Source organism: Paenibacillus phytorum, assembly GCF_013141715.1.
Lineage (GTDB): Bacteria > Bacillota > Bacilli > Paenibacillales > NBRC-103111 > Paenibacillus_E > Paenibacillus_E phytorum.
This window is the reverse complement of record NZ_WHOA01000009.1, coordinates 71,704-95,442: the sequence shown is the minus strand read 5'-3', so window position 1 is coordinate 95,442 and position 23,739 is coordinate 71,704. Positions and strand designations below refer to the sequence as shown.

Here is a 23,739-nt window from a genome sequence, read left to right as displayed (position 1 = left end):
TCCAAATGTACTATGCTATGTTAGGTCTAAAACACAAACGACAATTGCTCAGTAATGTTCTGTAATATATACTTTTTATTACGATAGACTTCAGACGAATTTCTATATGAGGGGTAACTATCATGTACAAGATGATGATCGTTGATGATGAACCGTTAGTTCGTTTGGCCTTGCATCATTTGATCGATTGGCAAGCTCTCCATATTGAAATTGTGTGCGAAGCGGGTGACGGTGTCGAAGGTCTCGCGCTGCTTAAGGCCCGTTGCGACATCGACTTGCTGCTAGTCGATATCCAAATGCCGCGAATGAACGGCATCGAGTTATTAAAGGCATTGAATGATCCAGCATTAACGAAGCGTCCGATTCCAATTATCCTTAGCGCCTATAGCGATTACAGCTATGTAAGGGAAGCTTTCCTTCTCGGCGCTCTTGACTACATCGTCAAGGTGGATATGGATGAGGAGCATATTGTTCCGGTTATCGCTAAAGCCGTAGAGGAGTTAGTCCGATTAGGTGGCGTATCGAAGACAGAGGCGATTGAACATGCAGACAAGCAGCTAGTCCAACAATCGGATAAGGATGCGTTATTACAGAAGCTTCTAGACTTCGATCCAAAGGAAGACGTAGAGTCGTTCGAAGAATGGCTGTTATCAGCGGATGGTGTGTTAAATGAAACGAACGAGATGGCGATTATCATTCAAATAGCACAAGGTATCGACACGACTAAGCTGCATAGTTTCATCCAACAAACGATCCAAACGGTACTTCATGAAATGTCCATTTTGCATGAAATTGTTCGACGGGAAGCAGGCGAATACGTCTTATTGTGCGCGTTCCCGCACGATCGAAGCGAATCGGCGATTCGTGCCCACATTCATAGCGCACTGACGATGATTCAGACTCGTCTGCTGCAATATGTGAACGCCTCTATTTCGGTAGGCATAAGCGATTTGGCAAATGGCTGTAGGCAGTGGCCTCGCTTATACCAGCAGGCCAAGCAGTTGGCAGCGAAAAGTTATTTTGCCGGTTTGGGGAAGCTGTTTTATCGGGAATCGGCATCCCATGAATCCGGTGTGAAAGACACAGGGGGCCACGAGTTGTGGGATGAATTGAAGGCTGGAAGGCTTACACTGCTTCAAGCGCTGAAGCAACCTGACGAAAGACAGTGGGTTCGTGAGTATGAGCAATTGGAGAAGCGAATGTATGATGCGAGGCAGGAGTTGCCTGACAGAGTGCGAGCTTTCTTCGTCGATATGTTATGGGAGCTCGGCGCTGTTCTTTATGCTAAAGGCATACGCTTGGAGGAGATACAGCCTACTTCTCACAATCCATTTGATGAAATCAAACAGATGGAGACACTGGAGGAAACACAGCAGTATGTCAGACAGCTATTACAGCGTGCTCATTCAGCTATTCACGGGAAAAGCCTTGTGAACGCAGCGCGTTTTAGTCCTTCAATTGCTAATGCAAAGAAATTCCTCGATTTGCATTATCGTGAGGAAATTAATCAGTCGCTCATCAGTGAAATGGTGGGCGTGAGCGAAAGCTACTTGAGCAAGCAGTTCGTCAAAGAAGTTGGCTGCAATTTCATCCACTATTTGACAAAGCTGCGTATCGAAGAGGCGAAGCAGCTGCTCGAACTAGGGATCAAAATTTCTGATATCTCGGAGAAAATCGGATACCTCAACCCCGAGCATTTCAGCCGCATTTTCAAGAAAATGACGGGTTTTAGCCCTAAGGCATATCGGGAGAGCTTGGGGAGAGAGTAGTCATTCAGCTCTCGTGAGGGCAGATGGGCTATAGTGGATACCAATATTGCCTTTTCTACAACAATTAACACGCCAAAAGGCTATTTTGCAACTTGAAGTTGCAGCTTGTACAACATTTTGAACTCATTTGTTACAAAATGGTCTGAATAGGACCATTTTGTTGTACATGATGCAACAATGAAGTGTTTGAGGTGAGATTCAAGCAGCAATTGTTGCATTTTTTACAACATCATTCAACCGAGAATAGGGATTCATTCATCCTGCAACCTCAACTGAGCAATGACATTCGATTATAACGAAAGATTCAATTAATATGTAAATTGAGGGAATCTAATAACAAAGGAGACACAACAGATGCTAAAAGCATTCATTTTCGACATGGACGGCGTTATCATTGATAGCGAACCGATCCATTTTGATGTAGACGTACAAACGATGAAACATTTCGGTAAGGCGATCACGAAGGAAGAGTTGGAGAAATTCGTGGGGATGACGAACCCTGAGATGTGGAAGGTTATTAAAGAAGAACATCAGCTCCAGCAGACGGTTGCCGAGATCATCGAACATCAACTTTCCTCTAAAATAACGCTTTTACAAGGGATTCAAATCGAACCTATTGAGGGAATTAGAGAGCTGCTTACTTCTCTAAAAAACAATCAACTTCCAATTGGAATCGCATCTTCGTCACCTAGGGTTTTTATTGAGGAAGTGTTGAAAAAGTTCGATCTTGCTAGTTATTTTGATTGCGTGGTGAGTGGCGAGGAAGTCAATCAAGGCAAACCGGCTCCTGATGTATACTTGGAAGCAGCCTCCTTGCTAGGTGTTGATCCTAAAAATTGTGTTGTTGTTGAGGATGCTAAACATGGTGTTACTGCCGCCAAAGCTGCGGGCATGACTTGTTTTGGCTATGTCAATGAGAACTCGGGCCATCAGGATTTGTCAAAAGCGGATTTCATTATCCATGAAATTAGTGAGATTAAGGTTGAAAATTTACTGTAAATAGTATGGAAATTCGGAGGGGGTTGCGCACCTGGATGGAATTGTCTTGGTTCAATGTCCCTCTATTCATTTCTACTGGATTTACGCCTCTAATTTGATTTTTGTTAGTGATCATGAAGTGTTTATCTTGGGGTTATATTTTCTGCTATTGTAAGTAATGTCAGGAAAACAGAGTGGATTCATCCACTCTGTTTCTTTTTGTTATATAACATTTAAAATATTTTAAAATTGTTATTGCATAAATGTTTTGTTTAGTTATACAATATAATATATAAACACGATCTGTATTGGTACAATGGTTCATATGTTGAAGGGAGAGATGGTTATGAGTAGTTTGGCATCATCGATGGAGTTTGAAAGAAGGAAATTCACGAACCTTCGCGCTTATGATTTTCAGCGGTCTGTTGCAAAACAAGAAGTTCATAAGGAACACGATGAATGCGGTGAAACTGCTCTGTACCCATTGTCTCCATTGTCTTTGACACTGTACTATGCCTTTGATAATGATGTGGAAGTGGGATAATTGGCGGACTGCGCAACTTATATAATGAAATGAAAGCCTACCGAGGTTTCGGTAGGCTTTTTATTGTTATAGTAAATTAATATAAATAATTAATTTTATAAAACTGTATTGAACATTATTCTGCAGTATGTTATATATTATATAACAAAAATAAAACTGTATTAATACATTGGAGGAGGAAACAACAATGGATTGTCCAACATGCCAAGGTAATGGAGATTTAGAGGAAATGAGAAGCACAGATGAGCACTTTCACAAAGAGGGGTCGTCCATCCATTTTGGTCAGGATCGTGTACTCTGGCCCAACACTTGTCCGATTTGCGGCGGCAGCGGATTTCTAGACGTATCCTTTTAAAAAACAAAACCCAATAAAGGAGTGCATAGGATCATGAGTAAACAAAGTCAAAGTGAACAACTGCAAGCAAGCTGGAATTCCAAACGATTCGAAGGGGTGTCTCGGCCTTATTCGGTTGAGGATGTGCTTCGCCTTCGTGGCTCCGTAATTATTGAACAGACACTGGCTGAGCAAGGAGCTCGCAAATTCTGGAAACGAGTTAACGAAGAAGACTTTGTACCTGCACTAGGCGCTCTAACGGGAAATCAAGCTGTGCAGCAAGCGAAAGCAGGACTTAAAGCGATTTATTTGAGCGGTTGGCAAGTTGCCGCCGATGCGAACTTATCCGGTCATATGTATCCCGATCAAAGTCTTTACCCAGCTAACAGCGTGCCGATCAGATCCAGCATGCGGAAGGCAAGGGAAGCATTGACTTCTTTCTCCCCATTGTGGCAGACGCGGAAGCTGGTTTCGGAGGACCGCTTAATGTGTTCGAGCTGATGAAGGGCATGATTGAGGCAGGAGCCGCTGCTGTCCATTTCGAGGATCAGCTCTCCTCCGAAAAGAAATGCGGCCATTTGGGCGGCAAAGTGCTGCTGCCAACGCAGCAAGCCGTAAAAAATCTTATCGCAGCAAGGCTGGCAGCCGATGTGATGGGCGTGGAGACGGTGCTAATCGCTCGAACTGATGCGAATGCAGCAAGTCTTCTGACGAGCGACATTGACGAGAATGATCGACCGTTCCTTACTGGCGAACGCTCACCCGAAGGATTCTTTTATGTACATGCAGGCTTGGATCAAGCGATCTCACGCGGTCTGGCTTATGCACCTTATGCGGATATGGTCTGGTGTGAAACCTCGGAGCCAAACTTGGAGGAAGCAAGACGTTTTGCCGAAGCGATTCATGAGAAATTTCCTGGCAAACTGCTTGCATATAACTGCTCTCCCTCATTTAACTGGAAGAAGAAATTAGATGAACCTACGATTGCGAAATTTCAACAAGAGCTAGGTAAGCTCGGTTATAAGTTCCAGTTCGTGACATTGGCAGGCTTCCATGCTTTGAATCACAGCATGTTTGAACTCGCTCACGATTATAGAGATCGTGGCATGGCTGCTTACTCTCAGTTCCAACAAACGGAATTCGCTAGCGAAACTCGCGGTTATGAAGCGACACGCCATCAGCGTGAAGTAGGAACGGGCTATTTCGATGAAGTTTCACAAGTTATTACGGGTGGTACTACTTCCACTACTGCGCTTTCCGGCTCCACAGAAGAGGAACAATTTGCTTCTTAATAGCAATGCAAGGAGATGAGGATATTGATCGATCAAACCATGCTAAGGGGAATTGAAATCGAACCGACTTCTTCGGAGGGGCAGAAGATTCTCACGCCGGAAGCATTAGCATTCGTAGCACATCTTGAGCGTACATTTGGAGCAAAACGCCTAGAGCTTTTGCAGGAGCGCAACCTGAGGCAGAGTCGTATTGATGCAGGTGAGCTGCCGGGCTTTTTACCAGTAACTGCAAGGATACGCAGCAGCGATTGGACCATTGCGCCGATCCCTGCGGATTTGCAAGACAGACGCGTTGAGATAACAGGTCCAGCTGGCGACCGTAAGATGGTCATTAACGCGTTCAATTCTGGCGCTTACGTCTACATGGCAGACTTCGAGGACGCTAACTCGCCAACGTGGAACAATACGATCGAAGGTCAAGTGAATTTGTACGATGCTGTTCGTCGAACGATCGCTTTCACCAGTCAGGAAGGGAAAAGTTACAATCTTCAAACTCAGACGGCAGTACTCAAAGTTCGTCCTCGCGGTTGGCACTTGGAAGAGAAACATATGCAGGTTGATGGGCACCCTGTTTCAGGTTCGTTATTTGATTTTGGCCTATTCTTTTTCCACAATGCAAAGACACAGATTCAGCAAGGAAGCGGACCTTATTTTTACTTGCCTAAACTTGAGAGCCATATCGAGGCGCGTCTTTGGAATGAAGTGTTCCTATTTGCTCAGCAGGAGCTTGGCATTCCGCAAGGTACGATTAAAGCCACGGTGCTTATCGAGACGATCGTCGCTGCCTTTGAAATGGACGAAATATTGTATGAACTTCGCGAGCACAGCGTAGGCCTGAATTGCGGGCGTTGGGATTATATCTTCAGTTATATTAAAAAGCTGCAGAAGCAGCCGCATGTCATCGTTCCCGATCGAGCGCTCGTTACGATGGAATCGCCGTTCATGAAAGCTTATTCGCTGCTCGCCATCCAAACTTGTCATAAGCGGAATGCGCCTTGCATCGGAGGCATGGCTGCACAAATTCCGGTGAGGAATGATCCGGAGGCGAATGAAGAAGCGATGGCGAAAGTAAAAGCAGATAAGCTGCGCGAGGTAAGAAATGGTCACGATGGCACATGGGTGGCTCATCCCGGATTAGTCCCTGTGGCAAAAGCAATATTCGATGCGTATATGCCGTCAGCTAATCAAATTGACAAGCAGCTTTCTGATACCAAAATTACCGCTGAACAATTGTTAGAAGTGCCACTGGGGCCGATAACTGAGAACGGGATACGGACGAACGTCAGCGTCGGCATTCAGTATTTGGAAGCTTGGCTGCGTGGTTTCGGTGCTGTACCGATCAACAACTTGATGGAAGACGTGGCCACTGCGGAAATATCACGTGCGCAGCTTTGGCAGTGGATCCATCACCCACTCGGAATTTTGGATGACGGGCGCAAAGTAACGGCAGAACTATTTCAACAGATTCAAGTTGAAGAGATGGCAAAGATCAAAGAAAAGCTTGGGGATGAGACATTCCAGCAGATGAAGTTTGACCAAGCAAATGTTCTTTTTACCCAGATGACGGTTTCACCTGATTTTGAAGCTTTTTTAACCGAACAAGGGTATCGATATTTGTAATTGAAGTAATTTGAGACAGGGCCTTTAGGAGGCTTCTGTCTTTTTCTATTTGGATATACTATAATTATTTCAATGTTATAGAACAGTTCAGCGAGGTGTGAACCATGAGCACGGGCCATTCGGAGCTTCATACGAAGCATGAACAAATTACGAAATATATTGAATCTTTGGCTGTAGGCACCAAACTGTCCGTTCGGCAAATCGCTCAAGACCTGGATGTGAGTGAGGGAACGGCTTATCGTGCCATCAAGGAAGCGGAAAATATCGGTCTGGTGAGCACCAAACGGCGGATCGGCACGATTCGCATGGAGAAGAAAGAAGAACCTGTCATTGATAAATTAACGTTCGCGGAAATCGTGAATGTGGTGGAAGGCGTTGTGCTGGGGGGATCTTCGGGTATACATAAGTCCCTGAACAAATTCGTGATTGGCGCGATGCAGCTAGAGGCCATGCTGAAGTATATTGAAGCAGGCAATTTGCTTATTGTGGGCAATCGTGTACAAGCACACATGTGTGCACTAAGTCAGGGCGCTGGCGTATTGATTACCGGTGGATTTGATACCACGCCAGAAGTAAAAGAGCTTGCTGATGAACTGCAGCTGCCTATTATCGGCAGCTCATTCGATACATTCACGGTTGCTACGATGATTAACCGTGCCATGGAAGATCGCCTCATTAAGAAGAAGATTATGATCGTCGATGACATCGTGCGCAAAGACAGCCCTATTTATTCGCTGTTCGCTGCTAACACGGTCAAAGACATGCAAAAGCTGGTTGAGGAAACGACGCATACACGGTATCCAGTCATCGATGATAATCAAGTGCCGATTGGCATGATCACGACCAAGGATATCATGGGCGCGAAGCCGAATCAGCTCATTGGCACCTTGATGACTCCTAATCCGTTGATGATTAACTTGAAAACGTCGGTAGCATCAGCTGGACATACGATGGTGTGGGAAGGTATTGAGCTGCTGCCCGTCATAGATACCGATCGCAAGATGATCGGTGTCATAAGCCGTAAGGATGTTATGAAAGCGATGCAGCATATGCAAAGACAGCCTCAGAACGCAGAAACGTTCGAGGTGCAGATCTATTCGGGGATCGACGAGCTTCGAGATGAGGAAGGCAAGCTGTATTTCCAAGGAACGGTTACACCGCAAATGACGAATTTTGAAGGATTAGTCTCCGAGGGTGTACTGACAACGATTATGATTCGTGCGGCTTACCGCACGGTTCAAGAGCACAAGAAAGGTGATCTCATTCTGGACAGTTCTTCCAGCTATTTTCTAATCCCGCTGCAAATCGATGACGTCATCGAAATCGTACCCTCGATCGTGGAGATGAGCCGCAGATTTTGCAAGATTGATATGGAAATCAGGACGAACGGCACTAGAGTTGCTAGATCGATGTTTACGGCACGTATCTTATAATAAATGTAAAGTAAGAATAGCCACCTGTTGAGGTGGCTATTTTTGTTTATGGAAGCATAAGTTTGCACAGAAAATGATATGTATTATTTATCTAATGACAAAGTGCGGGCTGGTTGTCTTTATTTTTCTAATTAAAAAGGGGGAGGAGTCAAGGATAATGAATGCATGGATCTTCTACTTAATGCTAGCTTTAGCACCTTGGGGGAATCTGGGGAATCAGGATGACAATCTTAATCAGGTTTGCTCCAGTATTTATGAAAGCGCAATCATTAGATCGGAAGTTGATACGAAGGTTATTCATTATACCAATCAAGCCATTTTTCTTACCTACCACCATCTGGATGAAAACGAGTCATTTGTGACGATTTCCCCGGCTAAATTTAATCAGCACCTTCAGATATTAAAAGAAAATCATTATAATGTGATCCCGATCGAAGATTATAGCTGTTTTCTAGAGCATCGAAAGTCAATTCCCCCGAACGCTGTCGTGATTACATTCGATGATGGCTATCGATCTTTTTATGAGATGGCGTACCCTTTACTGAAAAAGCAAGGGTTTCCGGCAACTAACTTTGTTGTTGTAAGTTATCTGGATTCTGATTATCCATCTCTGCCCTTTTTGACTTGGAAGCAAACACAGGAGATGAAACACGATGGATTCAGTTTCTATTCTCATTCATATAACCTTCACCAGAAAAAGAGGGGTGACGGGGGAAGTGCCGTACCTGCTCTGACGAATCGTCTTTTTCTGGAACAGGAAAAGCGGTTGGAGACGGAGGAGGAATGGAGAAAAAGAGTCCACGAGGATCTTTGGATGGCCGAAGCCATGTTAAAAACGCAGCTAGACAATAAGCTCTCCATGCTATGTTTCCCTTTTGGGGAGTATAATCAGACCGTTATGGATGACGCGAAAGAAGTAGGTTTCCGTTATTTTATCACGACAAAAGAAGGGATTAATTCGGGGGATAGTAGAGAAATAACTAGGTTGAATGTTGGCATGCCCTATATTTCCGCGGATAACTTTCTCAAAAAGCTGCAAAGTTATGATCGTAAAAAATGATAGGAGAGAGGACTTCCGCCAATAAGGGGAGGTCCTTTTGGGGCAGGGTTGTTCTTAACGGAACGACAATCAACTAAAGTTGGTGATATGAGCAGAAAATTGAATTGGGGGGAACGAGGGGACGCTATTTTGGCATTTTTGAGGAAAATAACCAACTTGCGGAACGAGATAACGCTATTTGTTGAATTTTGTGCAATTCGAAGCTAAAAACAACGGAATAGCGTCTCTACGTTCCTCATTTTCGTGTTTAGAGCATATTTCACGTAAATAGCGTCACTACGTTCCCATTAAAGGAAGCCTACCATTGGTAGATGGATGCATGTATCCATGTATCCATGAAGAAGCTGCCCCTCTAATGAATTTATCATTTTTGAGGACAGCCTTTTCATGTAAATTGTAGATGAGGATATTCCTTATTTACGTGAGGCTATCTTCATCAGCACTACCAGTTTGTTCTGTCCGTGCTTCTGCTAATTGTGCATGTGCTTGGTCAAGTTGTTCGTGTGCTTGCTGAACAGCCCTTCTGCGATGATTACTAATCGATTGTGCTTGATTCAGTTCACTTAATGCATCAGCTACCGCATTATGGGCTTCTATTTCTGCACTTTGTTGTTCGGATTGTTGGTCAGACATGGCATACATCTCCGATCTATTGTTTTTTTAGGCAAAGTTAATATTGCCACAATTTGACTAAATCATTCGTTGTCCGTATCGTATAAATAAATAATGAAAGGTGGTAGATTATATGGGGAAAATTAACAAATTAGGCGGAAGCGGTTTTCATCATGTTGCCATTCGAGCAAGCAACTTCGAAGCAACGGTGAAATTTTACACAGAAGGATTTGGCTTTACGGAAAGATTAAGTTGGGGAGAAGGGGACGGGAGAGCTGTTCTTCTTGATACGGGAGACGGCGATTATCTGGAAGTGTTTGCCGGTGGTGTACCAGGAGATAAGCCGGAAGGTGCCATTATCCATATGGCGTTTAGAACAGATGATGTCGCTGCGGCCGTGGAAGCAGCACGCGCGGCTGGCGCAGAGATCACGGTCGAGCCCAAAGATGTGGTCGTAAGTCAAAGTCCAGCAACACCTATTCGGATAGCCTTCTGCAAAGGGCCTGATGGCGAAATCATTGAATTCTTTCAAAGCACGGGAGAAAATCAGTTGTAATCTAGCCAAAATAAATCCAATGAACAGAGAGCAGTCCAGTTTTTTTTAACACTGGACTGCTTTTTCACGTGGAGCTAACATATCTTTACACGATATATCGTAAATGATAAGATTCAGATCATACACGATATATAATGTGTAATGAAGTTGAGGAGGCTAATTCTGCATGAGTGATTTGAAGCTATGGTATACCAGCGCTGCGCTGGAGTGGTCACAAGGGCTGCCAATAGGCAACGGGAGAATAGGCTCCGTCATCTATGGCGGGATCGAGAAGGAAACCTGGAGTATGACGGAAGTCACTTATTGGTCTGGAAAAACGGAGAGGATCGAAAGCCAATCAAAGGGCAAAGCTGATCTTGATCAGATGCGGCAGCATTTCTTTGCAGGAGATTACAAACGCGGGGAAGAGCTAGCTCAGAAGGCACTGCAACCTAAAAAGCAAAATTTCGGTACGAATTTGCAGATGTGTAATCTAATCTTGAATATGGAGCATCAAGGTGATGATCTCCAGCGTGTACTAAACCTTAAAAACGCTATCTTTCATACTTCTTACAGCGTAAATGGGAATAACTTTACCCGGGAAATATTTGCTTCGCATGCGGATGATATTGTGGCTTCGCGCTTTTGGAGTGAACACAAAGGGAGCATTTCATTCACATTAGGAATAGAAGGTCTGACTGACAATTTTACGCAACGGTTTGCCGAGGACGCTACGATTACTTTTGAAGGGCAAGCGACGGAAACGATGCATAGTGACGGTAAGTGCGGAGTTTTCTGTCAAGGTATGGTCAAAGTGGTGGCACAGGGCGGAACCATTGTTGTAGAGGATAATCAAATCGTCGTAAGAAACGCAGATGAAGCCTGCATCTACTTTACCGCTAATACCGATTATGGGAAAAATGATGACTCATGGCTTAATGAATCTGAGCGCCAACTAGCACAAGCCATAGCGCTTGGCTATGCAAAGCTTAAAGAAAATCACATATCCGATTATCATCGCTTGTATGGCCGAGTGAATCTTGACTTGGGTCATTCAGACGCGTCCCGCCTACCTACAGACGAAAGAATCCGTCTTTTGCAGAACGGACACGATAATGATCCGCAATTATTCGCCTTATTTTATCAATATGGCCGCTATTTGATGATTTCTGGTTCACGTGCGGATTCTCCTTTGCCTCTAAATTTACAAGGCATTTGGAATGATGGCGAAGCCAACCGTATGCAATGGAGCTGCGATTATCACCTCGACATCAACACTCAAATGAATTACTTTCCAACGGAAGTTAGCAATTTAACAGAATGTCATATCCCTTTAATGAATTATTTGGAGATGTTATCGCAAGCTGGCCGAACGGCAGCGCAGGACTTTTATGGATGCCAGGGTTGGGTGGCTCATGTATTCTCAAATGCATGGGGATTTACGGCTCCAGGTTGGGAAACTTCGTGGGGACTGAACGTTACAGGCGGATTATGGATTGCAAGCCAACTGCGAGAACACTATGAATTCAGCTTAGATCGGGAGTTCTTAGCGCAGCGAGCTTATCCTGTGATGAAAGAAGCCGCCGCCTTTTTCCTCGACTACATGACGCTGCATCCACAATATGGGTGGCTTGTAACAGGGCCTTCTAACTCACCGGAAAATAGCTTCTATATCGAAGACAACGTCCACCAATTGTCGATGGGCTCAACACTCGATCAAGTGTTGGTTCGTGATTTATTCGTCTTTTGTTTGGAAGCTGCCGATACGCTGCAAGTGGATTTCGATATGCAAACCAAGCTGAAGCAAGCCATCGCTAAGCTGCCACCCCTTCGTATTGGCAACCGGGGACAATTACAGGAATGGCTGGAAGATTATAAAGAAGCACAGCCCGATCATCGCCACCTATCTCATTTAATCAGCTTGTATCCAGGTAACCAAATCACCCTAAGAGGAACACCGGAACTGAGCGCCGCTGCAAGAATCACATTAGAAAATCGCATGTCTCGCGAGGCGTTGGAGGATGTTGAGTTCACGGTTGCCTCTTTTGCAGCGAGCTTCGCCAGATTAGAAGACGGCGAACATGCCTATAAGCATTTAACCCACTTAATCGGTCAATTGAGCTTCGATAACTTATTAACTTTTTCCAAACCGGGGATTGCCGGAGCGGAGAAACACATATTTGTCGTAGACGGAAATTTTGGAGGGACAGCGGCGATAGCGGAAATGCTACTGCAAAGTCATGCTGGAGAAATTAATTTACTTCCCGCCCTGCCAAAGAAATGGCATACAGGTAAAGTTTCAGGACTGCGGGCCAAAGGAAATATAGAAGTTGATATCGTCTGGGAGAACGGTGAGTTGATGGAAGCCACTATTCAGGCATTCTCAGCGGGTCAAACATTTCTGCGCTACCGTGAACAAAGCGTTCCGCTCGTTCTAACACCAGATTATGTCTATAGAATTGACAAGCAGTTGATCGTGACTCATAAGGAATAAGGAAATTTGTATGGTCTACGACCCAATTGTACCTATGCGATAATGCCCTTTATCTATATAATCAGTCTTGTAGTAAGCGCTATCATATAGATAATGTACTGTTTCGCATGGACTGCAATCAGGGGGTATAAGTCATCTGCGAAAATCAGAAAAGACCCGACTAGGGGTTTTTTTTGTTGAAGAATCGTGCTAACTTGTTAAAGAACGTATTCCGAAACCTCCAAAATGGAAGGGAGAATTGCCAGTGCCCAAGTATTCCAGATTATTTCGAAGGTTTCTGATCTCTTATATCGTTATTTTGATCATCCCCAGCATAGCGGGCTATATGTCATATCGTACTTCGATCACGGTCACGCAATCGATTTCCATTGAGAATAATGTGACACAGCTTCAAAAGAGCCAAGAGATTTTGGAACGCAGAATGGCCGAAGTTGAAAGTTTTACGAGACAATTAGCTTTAAACCAAGACTTGAGTGTCCTTTTGAACGAAAAATTGGTGGACGATAAAGCAAATGTGTATGGGGTCTGGAAAATAACGAGAGATATTAAGGCCTACAGCCAAACGAATGATTTTTTGAAACAATTCTATATTTATTTGACTAATTTTAACGTCGTTGTGACGCCAGGCAATGCTTATTTTCGCCCTGAGCATTATTACCAGACTTCGCATTATAGCAATCTTTCCTTGGACGAATGGAAAAAAACAGTATTAGAGAAAACGCATAGAAGCGAAATCATGCCGCTGAGCCCGTTTGTGAATAACGGAACGCAAACCTCAGTCATCACCTTTATGCAATCGCTCCCATTAGACAGCTTTAGTGATTCTTCACCGGCAACGGTTGTCACCATTATTGATGAACAAACCATCAACAGTGTATTGTCTGGTTTAAGAGATCCGAACGGTGGTTGGACGCATATTAGCGATGCAGAAGGACATACCATTAGCTTGCAGGGGATCAGTCAAAAGGAAATGGATCAATTATCCGCTGATAGCCGCTTCGATAAAGGGAAAGTCAGTCAATTCTATGCAGATGATCTCGTGATAAGGATTCAATCCAAATCAACGGGTTGGGTATACAGCACGGGCATTCCAAAGCACGTTTTAATGGAGAATGCGAATAAAATCAAGTACATCACTTGGTCGGTGACCGGTGTTGCTCTTCTGATCGGGCTTTTTGTTGGTTTTATGCTGTCTTATCGAAATACAGCCCCGATCAATAGGCTGCTTAGTGTGATGAAAGAGCAGTTTGGCAAGGAAGCAACGACAGAGCGCAATGAATATGATTTCTTGCAGGGCAATATATCCAATATCATTACCAACAACAAGCGCCTTGAGTCTGAGCTTAATCGGCAGCTGCCATTAATTCGCGATGCCTTTTATAAAAGGTTAATTGCGGGTGAGTTTCAATCGAGGGATGAATTGATCTCTGCTGCCGCGCAGGCTGACACTGGGCTAAATATGAATGCCGGTTATACGGGTATTCTGCAAATCAATGGATACTCCGGCATGGAAAGCGTCGAAATTCTCAACGAACTGAATGCGGCCAGACTCATTCTGAAACAGATTTTAATTGATTCAGGCAGCCACCTGCATGTTCATATGACGGATTTGGGTTCAGATCGCATCGTAACCCTATTTACGTCAGGGGAAAAAGATGAAGGTGAAGAAGTTGGCAAGGAAGATATCGAGCAGCTCGTGGCTAATCTCGCCAATCTGGCTTTTACCGATTATCGAATTACCATTACTGCAGCACTAAGCGATCCCTTTTCCTCTGTCATGGAGATCAGCCGTTCCTATGAACAAGCCAGACAGACATTAGAATACGCCGTATATATGAATAGAAAAGGAATCGTTTGGTATAGTGATACACGAGTAGAGAGTAACACGTATTATTATCCAATCGATGTGGAGCTGCGATTAATTAGTACGATTAGGGCAGGCGATGTGGATGAAGCCGAGCGGATCGTCAAGTCGATGATCGAGCAAAATACGGAAAATCGAGAGCTTTCTGTGGAGATGAAGCATCAGTTCATCGGAGAAGTGAAAGGAACGCTGCTTAAATTACTTGACCAGAAGGCTCTCATGGAATCCCCTATGTTCGAAAAAATCAAAAATCGGATCATTAGCATCCAGGCCACTGAAGCCATTGAGCTGATTTCGCGTGAAATTAATGAGATTATCTCAGCCATGTGCGGTCTCATTACGAGTAAAAAGAACGATGCACACATTAAAACAGTGAAGCAAATTAATGAATATATCGCTGAAAAGTATTCAGATCCCGATCTAAACCTATACCGGATAGCTGAGATTGTAGAGCGTCCAGAAAAATACATCTCCCAATTATTTAAAGAGGTAACGGGGACGAATTTATCCGATCATTTGGAAAAAGTGAGAATGGACCACGCAGCGATTCTTTTAAAAAGAAACCAATATAATGTGGATGAAATCGCTTCGCATGTTGGCTATAACAGTTCACATTCTTTCCGAAGGGCGTTCAAGCGAGTTATGGGCGTATCGCCAAGCTCGTTCAGACAGTCCGCAGAAGAATGAAAATCCTAATCGCTTAGGCGGTTAGGATTTTTTCTGTCTTATATGGCTGTAGCGGGAAAAATGGCCGTTCGAATAGGAAAAATGCCCGCTGAATTCGGGTTATTTGTTCGCAAAACGACGCAATTGTACCTATACGAGGGCCACAATAGCACCCTATAATCAGCCATATAGAAAGCGCTATCACGACTTCATGAGGAATTTAGGGGGGAGCATTTTGGAAAAAGGAATTGAAATCGAACGCAGCCGAGTGGCATCAATAGAACGTGGAGGCCTCCTCACAGCAGCGACAAAGAGTTTTAGAAAACATTGGCAATTGTATCTTATCGTCATTCCGCCAGCCTTGTTTTTCCTTATTTTTAAATACTATCCGATGTTGAATGCCGTCCTAGCTTTTAAGGATTACAACGTCACTAAAGGGATATGGGGAAGCCCATGGGTGGGATTCAAACATTTTAAGTTGTTTTTTGATAATCCGATTTTCTGGACGTTAATTAAAAATACACTCCTCATTAGCGGATACTTGTTAATCGTCGGGTTTCCAATTCCAATTTTGTTGGCGTTGGCACTTAATGAAATACGCAACGGCAAATTTAAGCGGTTTGTTCAATTGGTTTCGTTTGCTCCTTATTTTATATCCACCGTCGTTATGGTATCCATTATCATGCTTTTTCTAGCACCACGGCTAGGCTTCGTTAATGTGGCGATGAATCATTTCGGACTGGGATCTATCAATTTTCTCGGGGAACCCGGCATGTTTCGCTCGATTTATGTGTGGTCGGATATTTGGCAGACGGCAGGCTATTCGGCAGTTATCTTTTTGGCTGCGCTAGCAGGAGTCGATCCTTCGCTTTATGAGGCAGCCAAGGTAGATGGCGCTTCACGGTTTCAGAAAATCCGTCATATCGACTTACCCGGCATCATGCCAACCATCACGATTGTTTTCATTTTGAATGTAGGGAGTGTCATGTCGCTTGGCTTCGAAAAGATCTATCTGCTGCAAAATCCGCTGAACAAGATAAATTCCGAAGTGATTGCCACCTATGTGTATCAAATTGGTTTATTGAACGCGAACTATAGTTTTGCTACTGCGGTTGGATTGTTTAATTCTGTTATCAATTTAATTCTGCTTGTTGGTGTCAATATGGTAGCAAAGCGATTATCGAATACGAGTATCTGGTAAACAATGGAGGAACCAAACGATGAATACGATGAAAACGACGATCAGAGAATCGGTTGGCGATAAACTATTTTTGATTAGCATCTACGTGATACTGAGCCTCCTTTTAGTTATCGTCTTATATCCGCTTATTTATATTTTTAGCAGCTCTTTCAGCAGTCCGTCAGCGGTAACTTCAGGTCGTGTGTGGCTCTGGCCGGTAGAATTTTCCCTCAAGGGATATGCAACTCTCATCGAAAATCCGAAAATTGTTACAGGCTACGCCAATTCTCTTTTTTATACGGCTGCCGGAACGATCATCAGTGTAATGCTTACAATCATGATTGCTTATCCATTATCACGTAAAACTTTATTCGGAAGAAATATGCTTATGATGCTAATTACATTCACGTTGTTATTTAGTGGTGGATTGATTCCTACTTACTTGGTTGTGAAGCAGATGGGGCTAATCGATACCAGATGGGCTTTATTGATTCCTAACGCAATATGGGTATGGCAAGTGATCATTGCAAGAACGTTCTTCCAATCCTCGATTCCGGATGAATTAATTGATTCGAGTGAAATAGATGGATGCAGCGATCTCAGGTTCATGTGGAGTGTCGTGGTTCCGTTATCGAAACCGATCATAGCTGTTCTGTTCTTAATGTACGCTGTGGGTCAATGGAACTCTTACTTCGATGCTCTTATTTATCTCAAAACCGCCAATCTTTTTCCGCTTCAGCTCATTTTGCGCAGTATTATCATTCTTAACAACAGCTCAAATGCCACAGATGCCTTGAAACAGGTAGAAAGACAGCAGTTGGCAGAGCTTTTGAAATATTCACTAATTGTCGTGGCAACGCTTCCAGTACTCGTCATCTACCCGTTTGTACAGCGCTACTTTGTTCAGGGGATGCTGGTAGGTTCTGTAAAAGGGTAAGTGGAAAGAGGGATAACCTGTCCGATTGAAGAATTGAAAGGGGTGATTGACTAAAACAAAGCGCTAAGGAATAAACGATAAGTAAACTAGTAAATTCAAAAAAGGGAGCGGATACATTTGAAAAGAAGATCGGTTAGTAGCTTGGTTTTCATCTTGATGTTCAGTATGGTTCTTGCCGCATGTTCGAGTAAAGAGGAGACTTCGGCATCGTCAACACCTTCAACTGGAACAGCATCGCCAAGTGCAACACAATCGGCTAAGCCCGTAGAAATAAGCATCTTTGCTCAACAGGCTAACGACATGGATTTGAAGACGAACCTGTTCACGAAGCATTTGGAAAGCAAATTTAATGCGAAGTTTAAGTTCGAAATCATCCCTTATGATGGGGCAAAGGAAAAACGGCAAATCTCTTTAGCGAGCGGTGATTATCCAGAGGCGTATATGTTAACCGCCTATATCGACCAATTCTCACAAGCCGATCTTCTCAAGTTCGGTAAGCAGGGCGTTCTGCTTCCATTGAATGATTTGATTGATCAGTATGCTCCTAATATTAAAAAGGCGATGGAAAAGGATCCAACACTCAAAAGCTTCGTCACAGCGCCAGATGGAAAAATATACGGACTTGGCTCCTATACGCAATGTTTCCACTGTTCCTACCCGAACAAAATGTGGATCAATACAAGCTGGTTGAAGAAATTAAACCTCGAAATGCCGAAAACAACCGAGGATTTCAAGAAAGTGCTTCAAGCTTTCAAAAAGAACGATCCGAACGGCAACGGTAAAGCAGACGAAGTTCCGCTTAGCGGATCGATTGAGGATTTCGGAGTGCGTGTCATTCCGTTCCTGATGAACGGCTTCATTTATAATGACGACCGTAATTACTTGAACTTAGTGAACGGTAAAGTGGATACTGCGGCCAATAAGCCGGAATGGAAAGAAGGACTTGCTTATATTAAATCCTTGTACGACGAGGGCTTGATCGATCCAGGTGCTTTTACGCAAAATGCCGAAGCCTTTAAGAAAATTGGCGAGAACGCTGGCGGACAAATTCTAGGTGCAGGCGCAGGCATGCATCCAGCCATCTTCATTAACATTGATAAAGGAAACAAAAATTCAGCTGATTATAACCCTGTGCCACCGCTCACAGGACCGCATGGTTCATTCGCAACGCATGATGGAGGCGGCTTAATTCCAGGTGCGAAATTCGTTCTTACGAATAAGGCCAGCAAAGAATCACAAATCGCATTGATCAAAATGGTTGATTATATGTATACGACAGAAGGACAAACGAACGCAGCATCGGGTATGGAAGGCATCGACTGGAGAAAACCGAAAGATGGCGAAGTGGCTCTTGGCAAGGGAGTTACACCTCAAATAGCAACGATTCCATCTGTGGATGGTCAGCCTCCTCGTAATGCTGGATGGAGTGGTATGGGACACTTTTACCAACCAAAGGAATATAGAGATAGCTTCGTACAAGGAACGGATGTTTACGACTCAGCGAATTACGAACGCAGACTGTACGATGCGACGCTTTTGTATCAAGGACATGAACCGAAGGAACTATTCCCAATGTGGGCGATCTGGATTGATCCAGCACTTACAGACGAAGCAAGCATTCTTCAAACCAACATCAAGAACTATATTGAGCAAAGCGCGCTTCAATTTATTACAGGAAATAAGGACTTGACCAAAGATTGGGATGCCTATGTGAAAGGTCTCGATAACTTGAAAGTGGGCAGATACCTTGAAATTCTGCAAAAGGCTTACGATACTGCAGCAATAAAAAAATAACGATCGATGAAAAAGAGGCCAGGTGTTTGTTCTAGAAATAAAGCACCTGGCTTTTTTTACGAATTTTAACGCTAAAGGGGATGTATGATGTGGGATATATGATTAAGAAAACTAGATTGTGGCTTCTGGTTTTTATATTCTTTATCACTTTGTTTGCTGTCTTTATTCCGAAAGGGCAACCCGTACAAGCAGCCGATAATGGATTAGCGCAAAAACCATACATGGGCTGGAGCAGCTACAGTATGCAAGTGTATCACAGCGGAAATTGGATTACAGCCGCACAGATTATGGCTCAATCTGATGCTATGCATGCGATTCTGCAGCCCCATGGCTACAATTATATCAACGTGGATGCAGCCTGGAATGGGAGTATGGATGAATACGGACGCCCACAACCAAGCACCACTTTGTATCCGAATGGTCTTAGTGAGGTTATCAATCATGTACATAACAATGGGCAAAAGTTTGGCCTCTATTTTATACCGGGGATGTCACCGGCAGCCTATGATGCTAACTTGCCAATCTATGGTACCTCCTGTCATGCACAAGACATCGTGGTACTTCCATTAACGACATCGGATTATTGGAATATAGGTTATAAAATTGACTTCTCGAAGCCTTGTGCGCAGAGCTATATCAACTCCATTGCCGATCAGATTGCTTCCTGGGGTGTTGATTTTGTTAAGTTCGATAGCGTAACGCCGGGCTCCGGACATAATGACACGTCCATTGATGCTCGCGGTGATGTCAAAGCCTGGTCCCAGGCACTTGCCCCGCACAACATTTGGTTCGAGCTATCGTGGGCGCTGGATATTAACTACGCGGACACCTGGAAGAAGTACGCGAACGGATGGCGTGTTGATTGGGATATTGAATGTTATTGTGGAACAGCGGGATTGACCAATTGGGCTAATATCGCAAGACTATTTCCGCGAGCTGGAGAGTGGTGGCGTCATGCAGGTCCGGGCGGATGGAATAATTTCGATTCCTTGAATATCGGTAACGGCGCGATGGATGGCATTACACCGGATGAGAGGCAGACAGCGATGACTTTCTGGGCCATCTCGTCGGCACAGCTATATACAGGCAATGACTTAACCAACCTGGACGAGTTCGGCATTAAGCTGTTGACGAACGATGAGGCCATCGCCGTCAATCAGGCCGGTAAGCCGGCACATCCCGTATCCCTCGCATCCGAGCAGCAGGTCTGGTATGCGAACAACGGTGATGGAACCTATACCGTTGGACTGTTTAACCTGGGAAGCTCGAACGCGACAGTCAACGTCAATTGGAGCGATATCGGTTTAAGCGGTGCAGCCTCCGTACGTGATTTATGGAGTCATAGCGAACTAGGTGTGTTTAACTCCAGCTTCAGTTCGGGGGATTTAGCTCCACATGCTTCTCGTTTGTTGAAGGTTACATCGCAAGGAGGCGTTTCCTCCATCAATGATGATGATACGGGAATTTCTTACACAGGTGATTGGCAGCGAAATAGCAACAGGGGATTGGGCGCTACTCAGAATCTTGCCATCACGGTGATTGATTCATTAGCACAGAACAGCATAATCAGCCCTTCTACCGGAAGCTTTGATAAAAATTTAACCGCTCAGACCGATGTAACGACAACGATGACGTTGAATGGAAACACACTAAGTGGTATATCGAATGATGGTGTAGACTTGATGCTTGGCACCGACTATACGGTTTCAGGCAACTCGGTCACGATCAAGAAAGCTTACCTGGCTGCTCAACCAGTCGGAAATACGCAGCTTACTTTCACTTTCAGCGCCGGAGCTAGACCGATTCTGGACATTGCAGTGAGCGACACGTCTCCTAAGAACAGCACGATCCTTCCGTCAACTAGAAATTATGATAAGAAGGTAGCATTGCAGGCGGATGTTACGACTACAATGCTACTAGACGGTAATCAGTTGAGCTCTATAACGAGTGGCGGAACACCACTAGAATTAGGCACCGACTATACGGTATCTGGCAATACGTTAACGATCAAGAAGGAGTACCTAGCCACACAACCGCTCGGGACAACGAACCTGCTTATTTCCTTCAGCGCCGGAAATCCGCAAACGCTTGCCATTGTTGTAAGTAACACCTCTCAGGGCGGTTCAATTGCCATCAATAACGACGACTCGGGGATTACGTATTCAGCCGCTTGGCAGCGAAGTACGAATCGAGGGCTTGGCGATTATTTGAATGATGTACATTTCACCGAGAGGAATAACGAATACTTTGAATATGCTTTTAACGGAACGGGCATTGAAGTGATTACAGAAATGGATTCATCTCAAGGCGATATAGATGTATACGTGGATGGTGTATTTAAACAAACGATTAGCACGTATCATTCGAGTCGTTTAGCCCAACAACCTGTCTATGGGATTGCAGGATTACCCAACGGTGCTCATACGATTAAGGTTGTGAAAAAATCAGGTTCTTACATGCTCATCGATAAATTGCGAGTTCTCATCGCTGATCTGATTAATCCTGCTGCGGGAAGCTTTGATAAAAAGATAACGGCCCAGGCAGATGTAACGATTACGCTGACGCCAGGCAGCTATACCTTCAGCGGCATAACCAACGGTGGAACCACATTGCTTGCGGGCACTGACTACACGTTATCGGGGAGCGTCGTAACGATCAAGAAGGAATACCTTGCGGCTCAACCCATTGGTTGGACGGATCTGACCTTCTCCTTCAATGGGGGAGCCACCCAGACGCTCGCCATTTCAGTCATCGATAGCTCGCCGGCCATTACGCCGGTTTCTGTTAACGATAACGATCCGGGAATTGTTTACACAGGCTCTTGGGGGTATAGCAACAATCGGGGACTTGGAGATTATAACGATGATGTTCATTACTCCGAGGCCGACAACGATTACTTTGAGTATGCCTTCACTGGAACGGGCATTGAATTGATTACGGAGAAGGATGTTTCGCAGGGCGATATCGATATTTATGTAGATAACGTATTCCAACAAACGGTGGGTACATTTCATGATAGCCGGTTAGTCCAACAAAGCGTATACAGTATCACGGGACTGCCGGACGGTCCTCATACCATCAAGGCAGTGAAGAAATCAGGGTCTTATATGCTGTTGGATAAATTGAGCGTGACTCCATCAGCTGCGGGCAGTACAGTTACTGGAAGTGTGTATAGACAGGTGTCAGCACAATCGGTTCAAGTAGTACCATCTATGACGTCGATCCAGTTGACTCCGTCGGTAACGTCGGAGATGACCGTACAAACAGCTCCAGCATCCCACGGTGCCATGGCTAGCATCAATGATACGAATGCTGCCATTCATTATTCTGGATCATGGGGATATAGCAATAATCGCGTATTCGGGGATTATCAGAACGATGTTCATTACACCGAGAATAACAATGATTATTTTGAATATGTCTTCAAGGGAACGGGCATTGAGTTGATCACCGAGAAGGATACTTCACAGGGCGATATCGATATTTATGTGGATGATGTATTCAAGGAAACCGTGAGTACTTATCATGCCAGTCGATTAGCACAGCAAACGGTGTACAGCATTGCAGGATTGCCAAATGGGTCTCATACGCTTAAAGTTGTGAAGAAATCGGGATCCTATATGCTGCTGGATAAATTAACGATACTTGTAGGCGATCTGATGAGTCCTGATACAGGAAGTTTTGACAAAAAGATAGCTGCACAAGCGGATGTGAGTACAACGTTGTCACTTGGCGAGTATGTACTTGATCGAATAGACAATGGCCGAACTACCCTCGTGCCAGGCACCGATTACACATTAGTAGGCAATACATTAACGATTAAGAAGGCATACCTTGCAGCGCAGCCGGTAGGAACTACGAATCTGACATTCGTCTTCAGTGGCGATTATCAGAATGACGTGCATTTTACAGAAACGAACAACGATTCATTCAAATACACATTTAAAGGAACCGGAATTGCAGTTATTACGGAAAAAGATGCTTCACAGGGTGAAATCGACGTTTACGTGGATGATGTTTTCAAACAAACTGTGAACACGTATAATGCGACGCGGTTAGTCCAACAAACGGTGTACAGTATTTCTGGTCTTTCAAACAGCGTGCACACGATCAAAGTCGTGAAAAAATCAGGCAGCTATATGCTGCTGGATAAATTAAGCTTTACGGTTGCAAAGGCACCGTCAACTGCTGCCGTAACAACGACTGGGGTCACTAAGGTCAAGAATACAAGTGCAACAATTGCCGGAAAAGTAACGGCTGATGGAGGTACAACTGTCACATCGCGAGGAATTGTGTATTCAACAGCACCAACGCCTACAATAACCGGTTCCGGATCAACCAAAGTTACCATGGGCTCTGGATTAGGCGAGTTTAGTGAGAAAATAAAGAAATTGAAACCAAATACGACGTATTACGCCAGAGCTTACGCGACCAACTCAGCGGGAACGAGCTATGGGGTTGAAGTTACATTTAAAACAAGTAAGAAATCCGAGAATCAAAATGATCATGAAGATGATGACCAGGATGATCAAGATGATGGTGAGCAGATTCTAAGAGTTACTCCATAGGTATCTGAGATATCGAGCCCTTCTTGTTGTCTAGAGAGGGCTCGATATTTATTATTTGA

At 44.3% G+C, this 23,739-nt stretch carries 15 protein-coding genes and 1 pseudogene; 15 read left to right on the top strand and 1 reads right to left on the bottom strand.

The annotated features are described in order from the left end of the window. The first annotated feature begins 122 nt into the window (after positions 1–122). The 8 genes and pseudogenes from GC098_RS02325 (at position 123) to GC098_RS02290 (ending at position 9,030) form a co-directional block, all read left to right on the top strand. Positions 123–1,769, top strand: a complete 1,647-nt coding sequence (locus tag GC098_RS02325) for a helix-turn-helix domain-containing protein (RefSeq protein WP_171640585.1) — start codon at positions 123–125, stop codon at positions 1,767–1,769. Between the two features lie 354 nt (positions 1,770–2,123). Then, positions 2,124–2,768, top strand: a complete 645-nt coding sequence (locus GC098_RS02320; RefSeq protein WP_171640583.1) for an HAD family hydrolase — start codon at positions 2,124–2,126, stop codon at positions 2,766–2,768. A 325-nt stretch (positions 2,769–3,093) separates the two neighbouring features. Further along, positions 3,094–3,291, top strand: a complete 198-nt coding sequence (locus GC098_RS02315) for a hypothetical protein (protein WP_171640581.1) — start codon at positions 3,094–3,096, stop codon at positions 3,289–3,291. A 187-nt stretch (positions 3,292–3,478) separates the two neighbouring features. Next, positions 3,479–3,646: a hypothetical protein gene (locus GC098_RS02310; protein WP_156411099.1), complete on the top strand. Its 168-nt coding sequence runs from the start codon at positions 3,479–3,481 to the stop codon at positions 3,644–3,646. A gap of 33 nt (positions 3,647–3,679) precedes the next feature. Continuing rightward, positions 3,680–4,917 (top strand): annotated as a pseudogene (gene aceA / locus GC098_RS02305) (isocitrate lyase). Positions 4,918–4,956: 39 nt separating this feature from the next. Further along, the gene (aceB, locus tag GC098_RS02300) at positions 4,957–6,537 is read left to right on the top strand and encodes a malate synthase A (RefSeq protein WP_216625125.1); all 1,581 of its coding nucleotides are present in this window, start codon (positions 4,957–4,959) and stop codon (positions 6,535–6,537) included. Positions 6,538–6,641: 104 nt separating this feature from the next. Further along, positions 6,642–7,970: a DRTGG domain-containing protein gene (locus tag GC098_RS02295; RefSeq protein WP_171640577.1), complete on the top strand. Its 1,329-nt coding sequence runs from the start codon at positions 6,642–6,644 to the stop codon at positions 7,968–7,970. A gap of 157 nt (positions 7,971–8,127) precedes the next feature. Beyond that, a complete protein-coding gene (locus tag GC098_RS02290) occupies positions 8,128–9,030 on the top strand; it encodes a polysaccharide deacetylase family protein (protein ID WP_171640575.1) in 903 nt (300 codons plus the stop codon). Positions 9,031–9,447: 417 nt separating this feature from the next. Here GC098_RS02290 and GC098_RS02285 read toward each other — a convergent pair whose 3' ends face one another. After that, the gene (locus GC098_RS02285; protein WP_171640573.1) at positions 9,448–9,663 is read right to left on the bottom strand and encodes a hypothetical protein; all 216 of its coding nucleotides are present in this window, start codon (positions 9,661–9,663) and stop codon (positions 9,448–9,450) included. Between the two features lie 112 nt (positions 9,664–9,775). Here GC098_RS02285 and GC098_RS02280 point away from each other — a divergent pair, with 112 nt between their 5' ends. From GC098_RS02280 to GC098_RS39755, 7 genes are all read left to right on the top strand, one after another. After that, positions 9,776–10,198, top strand: coding sequence for a VOC family protein (locus GC098_RS02280; protein WP_171640570.1), 423 nt, complete (start codon positions 9,776–9,778; stop codon positions 10,196–10,198). A gap of 166 nt (positions 10,199–10,364) precedes the next feature. After that, positions 10,365–12,671: a glycoside hydrolase family 95 protein gene (locus GC098_RS02275; RefSeq protein WP_171640569.1), complete on the top strand. Its 2,307-nt coding sequence runs from the start codon at positions 10,365–10,367 to the stop codon at positions 12,669–12,671. Between the two features lie 244 nt (positions 12,672–12,915). After that, positions 12,916–15,222 carry a helix-turn-helix domain-containing protein gene (locus GC098_RS02270; RefSeq protein ID WP_171640568.1) on the top strand — a complete coding sequence of 769 codons (2,307 nt, stop codon included), beginning with the start codon at positions 12,916–12,918 and terminating at the stop codon, positions 15,220–15,222. Between the two features lie 214 nt (positions 15,223–15,436). Further along, positions 15,437–16,402, top strand: a complete 966-nt coding sequence (locus GC098_RS02265) for an ABC transporter permease (protein ID WP_376773802.1) — start codon at positions 15,437–15,439, stop codon at positions 16,400–16,402. 19 nt (positions 16,403–16,421) lie between these two features. Next, entirely contained in the window at positions 16,422–17,318 is an 897-nt protein-coding gene (locus GC098_RS02260) for a carbohydrate ABC transporter permease (protein ID WP_171640564.1), read from the top strand. Between the two features lie 165 nt (positions 17,319–17,483). Next, the gene (locus tag GC098_RS02255; protein WP_376773811.1) at positions 17,484–19,112 is read left to right on the top strand and encodes an extracellular solute-binding protein; all 1,629 of its coding nucleotides are present in this window, start codon (positions 17,484–17,486) and stop codon (positions 19,110–19,112) included. Positions 19,113–19,210: 98 nt separating this feature from the next. Further along, positions 19,211–23,680: a X2-like carbohydrate binding domain-containing protein gene (locus GC098_RS39755; protein WP_246358376.1), complete on the top strand. Its 4,470-nt coding sequence runs from the start codon at positions 19,211–19,213 to the stop codon at positions 23,678–23,680. The last annotated feature ends 59 nt before the right edge of the window (positions 23,681–23,739 follow it).